The sequence below is a fragment of the Pseudomonas sp. PAMC 29040 genome (genome assembly GCF_003994535.1).
GTDB lineage: Bacteria > Pseudomonadota > Gammaproteobacteria > Pseudomonadales > Pseudomonadaceae > Aquipseudomonas > Aquipseudomonas paraversuta.
The window spans coordinates 249,594-262,527 of sequence record NZ_RZAA01000007.1 but is presented as its reverse complement, the minus strand read 5'-3'; the positions used below and the strand labels follow the sequence as shown (position 1 = coordinate 262,527).

Here is a 12,934-nt window from a genome sequence, read left to right as displayed (position 1 = left end):
GCCTGTTCACCGGTACTCCACCTTCATGACTGCCCCCGCGGAGAAAACGCCGCCACTCAAGGTGGCGCCTGGACGTTTGACTGGTACCGCCTCAAGTTGCGGCCAGTTCGGGTAGGTGAAGTCCTTCGAACTGTTGATTGGCAGGGAGGTCCCGTTACTTAACATCGCAATGCCGAAGTCGGTGATATTGGTAGTCAATACGTTGTGGTCAAACGCCGCACCCGTGCCTTCTATGCGGATCTTCATCGCACTGGGAGCACCAGGCGGGCACTGCACCGTGTACGGCACCTGCATTTTTTTGTAATTGCCGCCCACTAGGGTGGTCAGCACGTCGTTGCCGAAGTTAACTTCGATAAGGTTGTTGCTGTTGATCTCGCACGGAGGCGCCGTGAGGATCACTGTAACGTTAATGGTGCTGGTGGCCGCAACAGCCGGGTAAGCTGTTGTCCCCAATGCGAGCAGAGCTGCGTATAGGGCAACGAACAGGGCGCGCCACGTATACCGGCATGATTTTTCAAAAGCCATAGCGCTCCCGTTACTCATATCGCAAGTTCAGTCGGGCTATACCAGCCCTCGCCTGCGCCACCCGGGTGGCGCACATGTATTCCGGCTGCACGGGCTGGTTCGCCGAGGCCATCTCCAGCGTCCAGGCACTGCCTGTCAACGCACCATACCCACGCAACACGCCGGTACTGCCTTTAGTTTGCTGTTGCATGTCTGGCTCCTTCATCGGGTCATGACACCGTTACGCCGGTTATGATTCTTTTTTGACGGGCTCTGGCTTCTTGGCGGGCTCGGCCTTGCATTCAGTACCGCTGCAGGTGAACTGCAGTTGCGGGCGACCGCCATAGTCATTGACGTAGGTCAGCACCGGGTTCGGGCCCAACACGGAAGCCCCTAGGTTGAGTACTTCCTTGCCGTGTGGCGCCACCATAACGGGCTCAAACCCTTCGGCGCCGGCGGGGCCGGATTTGCTGCTGGCGTCGACTATGGTCACGTAATAGGGCGTCGGGTTATTGACCTGGTATTTGTCGCCTAACTTGCTCAGCGTCAGTTGTTCCTGCCACGGCACCATCCCGATGGTTGCGCCCAGCGCCTTGGGCCGATAAAACAGTTTGATGCGAGTCTGCAGTGCCAGCTGCAAGGTGTTGGGCTTTTCGCTCTTTGGCGGGATTTCACGCAGGTTGAAATAAAACAACGTCTCGCGGTCCTGGACTAACAGATTGGCGCCAGGCAGGGCCTGTATCTTGATCTGGCTTTTGGCTCCAGGCTCCAAGCGCTGCAAGGGCGGTAGTACGGTCAACGGACTGGTAATCTTGTTGCCCTGCGCATCTTCCACCCAGCCTTGTGCCAGGTAAGGCAGTGTCTTGTTGTCGTTGCTGATACTGAGGCTGATGGACTTTTCGCCACCGTTAAACACTGCCCGGGTACGGTCCAGCGCCACGGCCGCCTGCACCTGTTGCATACCCAGCAGGCCCAATAACAGGCCACCAGCTACGCGAAAAAGAGGGTTGCTACAAATGTTCATCTTTTATTACTCACTGTTTGTGTCTGTGTAAAAACTTCAAAGGCAGGCTGCTGAAGAGAACGTCACACTGGCCTGCCACAGGGGCTACAGGTGTATTTGCCGTACGCCGTCAACCCGCGGCTTTTTTTAGCGATTCGCTGGCGGGTAGCCCGGTGCATGACAACACCTGTTCGGCCATGCTGCCCTCGGCAATCTGTGCGGGCATTTGCAGCGCACACCGCGCCTGGCCATTCCAGTGAACGCTCATTTGCTCGCCAGGGTTGATGCCGCTGAGGTAGGCGTTGCCATCGTCACTGACAATGCCCACCTCCTGGCCCTTGTGGTTTTTCACCGTGGCCCCAAAGGGAGCGCTTGAACCATCGCCCAACTGGATCACCACCATCGCTTTCTCACCGGACACCACCTCGAACCGTCGATAGCCAATAGCCCCTTCGGTCAAGGTGGCTTGCGTCACCGAGCGCCCTACTTCGGCGTTTTCCGGCAACTTGTTAACGTCAATGCTTAGCTTGTTGCGGTGATAACTGTTGACGTCGGTGACCACTGCTTTACCAAACCTGTTGGTGCGGATGGCTGAGCCGTAGCCCGAAATTGGGATATCCGCGACGCCGTCGGTGTCAACCAGGATTCGAGTGCCGCCAACCATGTTCGAGCGGTGCAGCGCAGCGCCTTCCAAGGTGGCAGTTGCCCCGCCTTGCAGCGACATACCCACCGAGGCATAACCCCCCTCCTGGTAGCTGGTATTGGCATTGACCCGCGCCAGGGTTCCGTCATGGGTGTAAAAGCCACTGGCGGTGGTGCCGTTGCTGTTTCTGCCACCGTTGAGCTGATAGCTGTCGCCATTTGCCAAACGGTCGTAATAGCCCACCTGATGACTGTTGGCATCGCGATCATAGCTGCCGCTGTAGCTGACGGAACTGCTGCCGCCACCCAGTGGCATTGAGAACGAAACGTACATGCCGTCATCATTGGCACCGCTGTACTTGTTGCGGTACGCCGTCATCGACAGGCTTATGCCCCTGAACTGACCGAAGCTGAGGCTCTTGGACAAGGTAAAGGTGTACCGGTCGTTGGCCTGGGTATTCCAATAAGTCTGATGGTCGTAGTTGAGGTAGGTACTCAACCCGCTGTCGCTGAAGTTCTGCCTGAAACTGACGTTGTAGAGCTCTTTGCTATTTTCATTACGGGTACCGAAGTTACGGGCATCCAGATAATCGCTCATGGACATATAGTCTTTCTCCGAGAAGCGATACCCGGCAAAGGTCACTTGGCTATCGTACTTGTCGAAGTTTTTCGAATAGCGCAGCCGGTAAGAAGCACCGCTCAGCGTGTTTTGCTCCGTTTGAGGCAGTCGGGCCCGCGACTGAGTAATGTCAAACGATAATGCCCCAAAGGCCATCAGGTCCCGCCCTACGCCCAGAGCCAAGGCTTTGTAATCACCGCCTTCAACACCGCCGCCGTAAAGCGACCAGCCGTTGCTCACCCCCCACGAAGCCTCACCGGCGATAAACACGGGCCCATCGGTACTGTGGCTGAAGTCCGAGGGGCGACCGCTGCTGACCTTGTAACGCACCGACCCTGGCCGGGTCAGGTAGGGAACGCTGGCAGTATTGACAGTAAACGTCTGCACGCTGCCATCTTGCTCTTCTACCCGCACATCCAATTGCCCGGAAACGGCATCGTTAATGTCTTGAATCCGGAACGGCCCCGATGCAACCTGGGTTTCATACAGCACCCGCCCTTGCTGGGTTATCACCACTTTGGCGTTGGTCCGAGCTACGCCTGACACTTCCGGGGCATAACCGCGCAGGTTAGGCGGCAGCATGCTGTCATCGGTGATCAGGCTGACGCCGGTAAACCGAAAGCTGTCAAAGATGTCGGAATACAGGAAGTTTTCACCCAGGGAAAACTGCGCCCCAAGGGTTGGAATAGCCTTGTAGGCGTAATAGCGGCTCCAGTCCCAGCTATTGCCCGGACCCTGACCATTGCTCCGATGATCCAGCCGCGTTTGCCAGTCGGCACGCAGCCGCCAGGCGCCCATATTAGCCCCCACTGTGCCGTTACCACTCAGGTTGTAAGAAGTACCACCGCCCTGCTCCTGGCGCTGGCTTTGGCCATTCATGTAATAGTCAACGAACAGACCGGGGATGCCTTCGTCCCAACGCGACGGCGGATCCCAAGTGTCTACGGCATATTCAAGATAAGCCTGCGGTATGTTTACCATCAGACTGGAAGTGCCCAATTCAGCACGCGCTGTTGCCCCCGGCAGACTGTCAAGTGACAGGCATTGCCCCTGGTGCCACCACGTGAGTTTTTTGCTGATGTCCGGTTTTAAACCAAACTGGTCCACCAGAGCCGGACTGAGACAGGCCGAACTCTCATTTGCATCCTGTTCTGAGGGATAAAAAACCACAGACTGTTCAGGCAGTTCCTGCCTGTTAATACGTACGAGCATCGTGTAATCGCCCGGCATGATATAAGCGCCACGGGAAAATTGGCCCAAGTCCATATTTTCGCGATCTTTAACATCCAGAACATCAATATTGAATTGTACTTCCTGTGCACTGGCTTGATACCCGACGCCACTGAATGCACAAGCCATGGAAACGCCCAATATGCGTGGACGAAAAGGTACAAGTGCCCAGTTCGGTACACTCATGACTGAGGAGTCCATATCATTTATATTTACACCAAAAAGTACGCCAACTACAGACTGAACATAACATCCACTCAACTACCACCCACGAAAAAGCAAAGAACCCAAGCAATTCCCTAAACTTATACTTTTTGTTGATTACCCAGCAAACACAGAAAGCCGCTCAAACACAGCGCTTTCTGCCAAACCTGTAGTTGGTAAATTTTATTATTCAGATTAAAAATGCATGTGGGATACACCCACATGCATAGCTAAACCGGACTCGGGAGCCGATTAGTTGTAGGACAACATGAAGTTGGCCGTACTGCTGAACTCGCCCGGAATAATGCTAGCAGCATCACCACCGTTACCTTTGAGGTAGGCACTGAAGGCCAAGGTTGCATTGCTAGCGCCGGCGCTGACCAACTGACCAGTAGTGGCAGTGCCCAGGGTGATCGCAGCGCCGTTACCATCGGTCAACGCAATACCCGCACCACGAGCGTCACCGGTAATACCGAGCAAACCACCCTCACCTGCTGCACCGTTAAAGGTCGTTTTGACAGTTTTTGCAGTGTCCAGACTGCAGTTTTCCAGGCGGATCTCAAAAGATTTCGGGGCGGAGTTACCAGAATCAACCAGCGCCACGTTAGAGACCGCACCCAATTCAACCGTCTGATCAACAGTGTTCGGATCAATAGAGCAAGGCGCATCAATAATAGAACCGGTAAAGCGTACGACACCGTTACCTTGATCCGCAGCCTGTACAGTAGTGATAGTGCCAAGTACCAAAGCGGCTGCCAGGGCGATTTTATTAAGTTTCATTCGCGCTATTTCCTTTATGACAATTATAAGTTTGCGACCATGCCTCTAGTTACAATCCTTTAATAGAGGCAGTGCTCCATCAAAGTGACGCACAATGGCATGCGGTCAAAGCCCCCGATATATCGATATCGTTGAACTTCGCACAGTATAAGAGTCAGGCCCATCAAGGTAACTGAGACGCTTCTTGAGGCAGGCCGAGAAATTTCTCGATCGGTATCGGCGCTTTTTATAAAACCCTTTTAAACCAGGGTATCGCGAGGCGAAACAACAACCTGCTTTGATAAACTCATTCGCAAAAATTATAAAATACACCAGAGCCGGAGGCGGCTTGCAGAGCCCCAGAAGTGAAGCCTCACGGACTTTCGCCCTGCAACCGTTTATTGAGAGCCCCGGCATGCCCGATAGACAAAGCGGGGACTGTTACAGACGCAGTATTAATGTATCTACCCTTGCGCGCAGCCTGCACCGGAAAAAGATAGCGTCCCGGCACAAATCAGCTAGCGTCTACTGGACAGTTTCTTTTGTTGTGCTGACTCGTGCTGATGCATTCAAGGTGCCTGTGCGCCAGCCAGAAATATCTTGCTTGCAGGCAAGAATGGTCTCGCCGATCAGCAGCACAAAGCTTGGTGACCATCGGGGCGGCTCCTGCAATAATCCCCCATGTAACAAAATGTAATATTTTATATACCCGGAAAATTCGAAAATGCTCAGCCAAGTCTTGTTCAGACTGAGCGGGTTGAGCGGTGGCTGTAGCCAGCCATAGTTGTCCTCCCGATGCATGCCCACAGGTGAGTCAAGATTCATGAGTAAGACAGTATTGATCGTCGATGATCATCCGGTTATTTGCATGGCCATCCGTAACGCTCTCGATGAGATCGGGTTCGAGACCGTTGGCGAGACGGCCGATGGGGTCGATGCCTTGCAAATGATCGATTCCCTTAAGCCAGACCTGGTAATTCTGGATATAAGTCTTGAAAAAATGGACGGGCTTACGGTGTTACAACGAATCGCCCGGGAAAAACTCGATACCCGGGTGCTCGTATTCACCTCACAGATGAAAGAGGCTTATGCCACTCGCTGCTTTCAAGCCGGAGCGAGCGGATTTGTGAGCAAACACGAACCTATTAGCCAACTGATCAAGGCGATCAATACCATCGCCGATGGCTATGTGTTATTTCCAAGGGATGCCATGCCGATCTACTCTGGCGGTGCTCAAACAGTTGCCGCGGGCGACCTGGGCAATCTTACAGATCGCGAGATGCAGATCCTGAAGTTGCTGGCCGAGGGCTACTCCAACCGTGACATCGCAGCCAAACTCAACCTTAGTAGCAAGACGGTCAGCGGCCACAAGGTCAACCTTCTGATGAAACTCAGCGTGACCTCAGTGGTCGAGTTGGCGAACATTGCCAAACAGCACAACCTTATTTGACCTTGACGTGAAATCGACAATATCCCGACTCGGCGCCTTCGTTCTACTCACTATTTTGTCCTGTATGCCGGTCAGGTCCGAGACGGGCGATCTACAGCCCACCGCGCGACAACAACTCGATAGCGTGAAAGTCCAGCCCGACGATGTTGAGCGGGCTTGGCTCGATCAAAAGCAAGCGCTGATAGTCGGCGTGACCAGCGATTCCTTGCCGCCGTACCGCATATTTAGTGAACACAACAGCTTTGAAGGTCTCACCGCGGATTACCTGGCAGCTCTGCGGATCGAACTGGCGATCGAGATCAAGGTACGCCCGTTCACCACGATAAATGCCGCCTTTGACGCCTTGCGTCAGGGACAGATAGATATGGTGGCCACCGCCACCCCCCAAGAGGCCAGCGATTTTGGCGTGCAACTCACGCCACCTTACGGGCAGTCGGAGCTTGCCCTCTTCGCAGACGGAGGGGATCTTCGCGAATACAGCATCAATGATCCTCAATTGCGCATCGCTGTGGCCAACAGCGCTGCACTCTCGATGTACAAGAGCAATGGCGGCCAAGGGAACTTCATTATGTATCCCACGCCCCTTGCCGCAATGGCGTCGGTGCTGACCGGCGATAATGACGTTTACCTCGGCGACACGCTCTCCACCTACTACCTGTCCAGCCAGCTATTCAGTGTTCAGTTTGAAATCAACCAGAGCACGCGCCTGCCAAAGGTGGATCTTTCTTTTGCCCTTGCAGCCAACAATCCGGTACTGGCTGGCCTCCTGAACCGCGGACTGGGAAGCATCAAGCATCGCCAGATGACCGAGGCCCAGTATTTCTGGGGCGACTTTGAGAGTGGTGATCTAAGTGATTTTCGCCTGCACCTCAGCAACGCGGAACGCACCTGGATCAGCAATGCCGGGGTAGTCAGCCTTGCGATCAGTGAAGATCTTGCCCCTTACGCTTTTTTCAACAGCAATGGCCGGTTGAATGGCATTGCTTCAGATATGTTGGGTATCATTCGGCGAAAGACTGATATTCACCTCAAGATTATCCGTGTCAGCTCGCTGAGCGAAGTCAGCGCTTTGCTGGACAATGGCAAGGCAAGCATTGGCATCCTGACTGAAGACAGTCAGTCTTCGCTGCCCTATCTGCATACCCGGTCCCTGGCCGTCGCGCCCTACCTGTTCGTGATGCGCCAGAACCATCAGGAGCTCCTTGAAGCACAAAGCACGGCACCCGTCGCTGTTGCAAAAGGCTATCTACAAAATGCGCTGATTACCCGGCAATATCCCCATGTGCGGATCCTGAACACCGAAACCATGGCCGAGGCGTTCAATCTTGTCCGGGAAGGTAGAGCCGACTATGTCCTGGCGCCTGCCAACGTCGCGCGTTACTACCTCTCCTACAAATACGAATCAAGCCTGAAAATCGGCGGCATCCTCAATGTTGAGGATGCGAAGATCGTGTTCGCCGCCCCAAAAGATCAGTCCGAATTGATTTCGATCTTCAACAAGGCAATGATTGAAATCCCTCCGCGCAAGAACCTGCAGATCATCGGGCGCTGGCGTGCCAACACTGCTACCGATGAAAAATACTGGGAAGGGATCGCCTCTACTGTCTGGCGATCCTTCGAGGTGCTGGGCGCCCTGCTTGTGGTAGCCGGCCTGCTGATCGTGATTCAGCGCCGGCGAATTCTGAAGAAGCGCAACGACCTTGAGCAGCGGCAGTTACTGCTGGACGAACTGCAGATAGTCAAGGAGTCCGCCGAAAAGGCCAGCCGGAGCAAAACAGTGTTCCTGGCCACCATGAGCCACGAAATCCGTACTCCGCTTAACGCGATCATTGGCATGCTGGAGTTGGTGCTCACTCGCAAAGACAACGCTGAGCTCAACACACAGTCGGTGCACATCGCCTACGATTCGGCGAACCATCTGTTAGCCCTGATTGGCGACATCCTCGACATATCGCGCATTGAGTCGGGCAAGCTGAGCCTGTTGCCTGAACCCACCCGGATCAAGGAACTCCTGGAAGCCACAAGCAACGTTTTTTCTGGCCTGGCTCGGCAGAAACGTTTGTACCTGCGCCTGGATATAGCACCACTGGCCGATGAGCTGGTTTGGGTGGACGCACTGAAGGTTAAACAAATCATCTCCAACCTCCTGAGCAATGCGATCAAATTCACGGAACAGGGCGGCATCCATATTCGTTGCCAGGTAACACCTGCGAGCAAGTCCTCTCTGCACGTACTTATCAGCGTAAGTGACACCGGCGTTGGCATCCATGCAGCGCAGATTGATCAAATCTTCAAACCCTTCTTTATTATCCAAGATGCGATCAACGACCCCAATGCTGGAGCTGGCCTGGGCCTCGCGATCTGCAAGGAGCTAAGCGACTTTATGGGGGGGCATCTGGAGGTGGTGAGCGATACGAAGTCCGGCACTCAGTTGACCTTCAGCATCGTGCTTGATTGTGTCAGCACCGAGGGCCATGTACTCACTCCTGCCCCAGGAGCAAACGTGGGTCAAAGCCAAGATGCGAAGTTGACAATACTGATTGCTGAAGACCATCTACCGAGCCAGTATCTGTTGTACCAGCAACTCTCCTACCTGGGTCATCGTGTGGTCACCGCCAGCAATGGCCTTGAAGGCCTGGCGATGTGGCAAGAAAATGAAATCGACATTGTGCTCACCGATGCCAACATGCCGCAGATGAGCGGTATCGAAATGACCCAAAGCATCCGCCGGCTGGAGCAATCCCGGGGCGTTCGCCCGTGCATCATCATTGGACTGACCGCCGACGCCCAACGCGAAGCGCTTGAGCGCTGCCTGGCCAGCGGTATGGATCATGCGCTGACCAAGCCAATCACCCTGGCCGACCTTAACCGCTGGATCCCCAAGCTCGACACAGACGAGCAACAACTCAAAAATTTGCCGTCGTCGATGAGCACTATCCAGGCGGCCTTGGCCGAACAGGTGATCGAAAGCAACAACAGCGAACTCGAAGCCTTGCAACGTGCATTGGACAAGGAAGACCTGAAGGAAATGGAACGCGTTGCGCACAAGCTCAAAGGCACCGCGTACATGCTCAACCACTCAGGACTACTGGAACAATGCATTGAGGTCGAAGAACTGTGCGCTGATGGAATAATGTCCATTAATACACTTGAAGCGGTGACGATGCTGATGCAGTCACTGGAGGCAATCAACCAGGCACTGCGACCGAGCTGATGTTCCGGGCTGGCGCCGAGAGTTATCTGCGCGCAGTTCCAGAAAAATCTCGGCGAAAATACAGATTCGTCTTTCGTGTCGCCAGGGTGGGATCGCTTAGGCTCAGAGGCATACCCATTCAGGCTGCCCCACCATGCAAAAAACCTCATTGCACGCACTCGTTGCGAGCCACACTTACCAACCAAAGCAAGCTCTGCAAAACCGGCCGGACAGTTCAAGCGCTCCGAAAAAAACAGCCCGACTGCCCAGTGCCGGGGAGGTAAAACGTAGTCTTCTACGCAGAGAGTTCAATGCGTACCTACAACCCAAATTCGATTTACACACTGGTCAGGTCGACTCGGTGGAAGTCCTGGCACGCTGGCATCACCCTCTGTATGGCGTACTCAATCCAGCAACCTTCATTGCACTGATGGCCCGTGAAAAATGGCTCGATACACTGCTATTCGAATTGTTGGAGCAGAGCCTGGCCTTTCAGCTAAAGCTACTGGAACAAGGCAGATTCATAGGCATGGCATTCAACCTGTCTCTTGATCAATTGATGAGTGATGCACTCATCGAACGCCTGGAGACCCGCTTGCGCCAGCACGCGCTGCCACTCTCGTCCCTCACCTTCGAAATCACCGAGGACGGGACCGGCGAAGCTTGCGCTGCCAGCGTTAAACAGCTGATTCGCCTGCATCATTTAGGTGTACGGCTGTCAATTGATGACTTCGGAACGGGCTATTCGTCACTCTTGCGCCTTTGCCAGGTACCGTTCAGTGAAATCAAACTGGCTGAAGAATTCACCCGATTTATCGATGGTCCCGGCCGGTACATTGCAGCCATTCGCCACACTGTAGCGCTGGCCGCCGAAATGGGCATGCATCTGGTAGTGGAGGGTATTGAAAACGCAGCTCAGCACGATCAGCTGTATGGGATGGGAGTCCAGTTTGGTCAGGGGTTTTTGTGTGCTAAACCGATGCCGATCGCTGTATTCGAAAACTGGATACAAAACCCATGCCCATGCTCCCGGTCAACCGCAAGAACCTGATTCAGGACAGCCCTGACTTTCGGGCAGGTGTCAGCAGGCACAGCGAAATTCTGCTGTGACAAGGCGCTATGTTGGTGAAAGGAAGCTCATGTATCTATCAATCCTGAATGCCGTATTAATCATGCTGCTGCTCGCCCCTCTACAGTCAACGGCAGCTATCATTCGGGTGTCTGAAACAGGGCCTGGGTGTGGAAAACCAATGAGAGCAGGTTTATGTACCGGAACCATCTTATCCATCGACATCATGAGTGGTGAGATCAGGGATATTAATAGTAACAATCCCGTGCCGGGTTATCAGTTCTTCAGACTTTCGCGCCCCTACGCTTTTTTTGAATGCAACACGGCTGGCACATCAGGTTGCCCTCGTCTTAATTTCATATGCCGTACTGAAGCAGAGGCAAGAGCCACACTTCAAAGCCTGGTGGGTGCTTCCATAAATCGGGTCAGTGCACCTGTGACAACTCGTGAATCTCTCGACTTCCGTTGTTTGAAGCCCGGAAGCTATGGTTGGTTCCAGCTCTCATACGATATCGCGACGATCCCTCCCATACCACCGCCAGTCACATGCTCAGCAACTGCGACCAGCATATATTTAAGGGGTACAACCACTGAAGTTAATGCAGGCGGGGCTTATACTTATATCGAGTGCAGCGAAAACACTACCGTCAGCCTGCAGATCCCCAATCAGGGAGAAGTAGATTTGACAGGCGCGGGTACAGTTGTACTGGGTATCGCCGACGGCGGCTCTTCTGCAACACTCGATGTTCGAGGTTCCAGCCCGGTATGGATAAAGGCGTCTTACAAGGGACGTAAACCGCCTGGAACATATAGTGGATCGACAATACTTCAACTTAATGTTCTTTGATTCATTTAGTGAATTGGCGGACAAATTCTTTCTGAGGGTTTAGCACAACACGACACATCGCCGGCAGGTCGCCGTTACTACCATTAAGTATTTCCATCGAATGCAGTAAATACAGTGCTCGGCCGCCTGCAGGTCTTCGACGTGGCATTCGCAGGGTGGAAAAATGGCGATGTCGACCTTTGGAAATCTCCAGGCACTAAAAACCCCGCTCGAGGCGGGGTTCAATCAAAGGGTCAGCGCTGGATCTACTGCCGTGCCTGCGAACGATTGCCCACAGGTTCAAGGGTCAGGAAACAGCTTCCAGCGCAGCTTTTTGCGCCTTGGCAATGGAGCGGCTGCGTAGCCAGTTGAAGCAAATAGCGAGAATCAGGGCGAAGCCGACATAGCCCAACAGTGGGTAAACAGTGCCTACCAGCTTGCTGAAGCCACCCAGGCTCAAGGCCAGGCCTATGCATACCGTGACTGCGCTAATCAACTTGAAGCGGCTGGTTTCAGGCTTGGCGAAGCGGGCGCTGAATGCAAAGAACATCCCCACCGCCGTGCTGTAGACCATGCAAACCAGTGCCACCGACATCACCACCGAAAGGATCGGCGAGATACGCCCTGCCAGTGCCAGGGAAGGCATTTCGATGCCTTCGAGCTGGTTGATGTTGGCAAACAGGCCGATGTTCAACAGCAGGATCAACGCACCCAGACCGAGACCACCGAGTACGCCACCCAGTGCGGCAGCCTTGGGTTGCTTGGTCATGCCACCAATGACAGCCAGCATCGGGAAGCCTACGGCGATGTTGAAAGACGCGTACAGCAAGGCGCCCACAAACCAATTGCCAGAAACTGTTTCGTTGTTCTCACGGGCAACCGCGTCGAGGGTCTCGATCGGGGCGTTGTAACTGAAGATCGAGTAAGTGGTGATGATAAGCACCATCGCCAACAGGAAAGGCATTACCGCGCTGATCAGGTCGATGATTCGCTTCACGTTCATGCACAACGTGGCGATCACCAATACCGTCATCAATACGCCACCGAACAAGGGCGGCAGATCGTACTGCTGGGCAAAGATCGAACCGCTGCCGGCCAGCATCACTACACCGACGCCGTACAGGAAGAAGGACAGCACCACATCGACGACCAGGCCGATGCGCGCACCGAACAGAATGTAGAGAACCTCCTTGTGCGAGCTCGCCTGCATCTTCGAGCTCATTCGAGCGATCTGCATGCCGAGGAAGGCAAACATCAGACCGCTTACCAGAGTGCCGACAATACCTATAAGCCCATAGCCGGTGAAAAACTGGAGTACCTCCTGCCCGGAGGCAAAACCACCACCAATCACGACGGACATGTAAGCAAGGGCAATCTGGATCGATTGTTTATTCATTAAACTATTTCTCATTCTTAGACTTATTAGATGCATGGA

The 12,934-nt window shown here is 54.0% G+C and carries 11 protein-coding genes; 4 read left to right on the top strand and 7 right to left on the bottom strand.

The genetic code is table 11. The annotated features are described in order from the left end of the window. Positions 1–6 precede the first annotated feature (6 nt). From WG29040_RS15185 to WG29040_RS15160, 6 genes are all read right to left on the bottom strand, one after another. A complete protein-coding gene (locus WG29040_RS15185; protein WP_127196463.1) occupies positions 7–525 on the bottom strand; it encodes a fimbrial protein in 519 nt (172 codons plus the stop codon). A 10-nt stretch (positions 526–535) separates the two neighbouring features. Next, complete coding sequence (locus WG29040_RS15180) at positions 536–715, bottom strand: hypothetical protein (RefSeq protein ID WP_127196462.1); 180 nt, start codon at positions 713–715, stop codon at positions 536–538. A gap of 39 nt (positions 716–754) precedes the next feature. Then, complete coding sequence (locus WG29040_RS15175) at positions 755–1,528, bottom strand: fimbria/pilus periplasmic chaperone (protein ID WP_127196461.1); 774 nt, start codon at positions 1,526–1,528, stop codon at positions 755–757. 109 nt (positions 1,529–1,637) lie between these two features. Continuing rightward, positions 1,638–4,184 carry an outer membrane usher protein gene (locus WG29040_RS15170; RefSeq protein ID WP_256681556.1) on the bottom strand — a complete coding sequence of 849 codons (2,547 nt, stop codon included), beginning with the start codon at positions 4,182–4,184 and terminating at the stop codon, positions 1,638–1,640. 270 nt (positions 4,185–4,454) lie between these two features. Continuing rightward, complete coding sequence (locus WG29040_RS15165; protein ID WP_127196459.1) at positions 4,455–4,982, bottom strand: fimbrial protein; 528 nt, start codon at positions 4,980–4,982, stop codon at positions 4,455–4,457. A 504-nt stretch (positions 4,983–5,486) separates the two neighbouring features. Continuing rightward, positions 5,487–5,786: a hypothetical protein gene (locus WG29040_RS15160; protein ID WP_127196458.1), complete on the bottom strand. Its 300-nt coding sequence runs from the start codon at positions 5,784–5,786 to the stop codon at positions 5,487–5,489. On the opposite strand from WG29040_RS15160, the gene WG29040_RS15155 reads away from it, so the two are divergent. From WG29040_RS15155 to WG29040_RS15140, 4 genes are all read left to right on the top strand, one after another. Then, the gene (locus WG29040_RS15155; RefSeq protein ID WP_127196457.1) at positions 5,785–6,411 is read left to right on the top strand and encodes a response regulator transcription factor; all 627 of its coding nucleotides are present in this window, start codon (positions 5,785–5,787) and stop codon (positions 6,409–6,411) included. The genes WG29040_RS15160 and WG29040_RS15155 overlap by 2 nt on opposite strands. Before the next feature lie 7 nt (positions 6,412–6,418). Next, a complete protein-coding gene (locus WG29040_RS15150) occupies positions 6,419–9,625 on the top strand; it encodes an ATP-binding protein (protein WP_305955225.1) in 3,207 nt (1,068 codons plus the stop codon). A 133-nt stretch (positions 9,626–9,758) separates the two neighbouring features. Continuing rightward, positions 9,759–10,655 (top strand): EAL domain-containing protein, encoded by an 897-nt coding sequence (locus WG29040_RS15145; RefSeq protein ID WP_127196456.1) that lies wholly within the window; start codon positions 9,759–9,761, stop codon positions 10,653–10,655. 88 nt (positions 10,656–10,743) lie between these two features. Beyond that, the gene (locus WG29040_RS15140; protein WP_127196455.1) at positions 10,744–11,520 is read left to right on the top strand and encodes a hypothetical protein; all 777 of its coding nucleotides are present in this window, start codon (positions 10,744–10,746) and stop codon (positions 11,518–11,520) included. Positions 11,521–11,806: 286 nt separating this feature from the next. Here the strand turns inward: WG29040_RS15140 and WG29040_RS15135 are convergent, their stop codons facing one another. Further along, positions 11,807–12,895, bottom strand: coding sequence for a hypothetical protein (locus tag WG29040_RS15135; RefSeq protein ID WP_003446085.1), 1,089 nt, complete (start codon positions 12,893–12,895; stop codon positions 11,807–11,809). Between the last annotated feature and the right edge of the window lie 39 nt (positions 12,896–12,934).

Coding starts and splice junctions, on each gene's coding strand:
- WG29040_RS15185 (WP_127196463.1), bottom strand. CDS start 525: ATGGCTTTTGAAAAATCATGCCGGTATACGTGGCGCGCCCTGTTCGTT.
- WG29040_RS15180 (WP_127196462.1), bottom strand. CDS start 715: ATGCAACAGCAAACTAAAGGCAGTACCGGCGTGTTGCGTGGGTATGGT.
- WG29040_RS15175 (WP_127196461.1), bottom strand. CDS start 1,528: ATGAACATTTGTAGCAACCCTCTTTTTCGCGTAGCTGGTGGCCTGTTA.
- WG29040_RS15170 (WP_256681556.1), bottom strand. CDS start 4,184: ATGAGTGTACCGAACTGGGCACTTGTACCTTTTCGTCCACGCATATTG.
- WG29040_RS15165 (WP_127196459.1), bottom strand. CDS start 4,982: ATGAAACTTAATAAAATCGCCCTGGCAGCCGCTTTGGTACTTGGCACT.
- WG29040_RS15155 (WP_127196457.1), top strand. CDS start 5,785: ATGAGTAAGACAGTATTGATCGTCGATGATCATCCGGTTATTTGCATG.
- WG29040_RS15160 (WP_127196458.1), bottom strand. CDS start 5,786: ATGAATCTTGACTCACCTGTGGGCATGCATCGGGAGGACAACTATGGC.
- WG29040_RS15145 (WP_127196456.1), top strand. CDS start 9,759: ATGCAAAAAACCTCATTGCACGCACTCGTTGCGAGCCACACTTACCAA.
- WG29040_RS15140 (WP_127196455.1), top strand. CDS start 10,744: ATGTATCTATCAATCCTGAATGCCGTATTAATCATGCTGCTGCTCGCC.
- WG29040_RS15135 (WP_003446085.1), bottom strand. CDS start 12,895: ATGAATAAACAATCGATCCAGATTGCCCTTGCTTACATGTCCGTCGTG.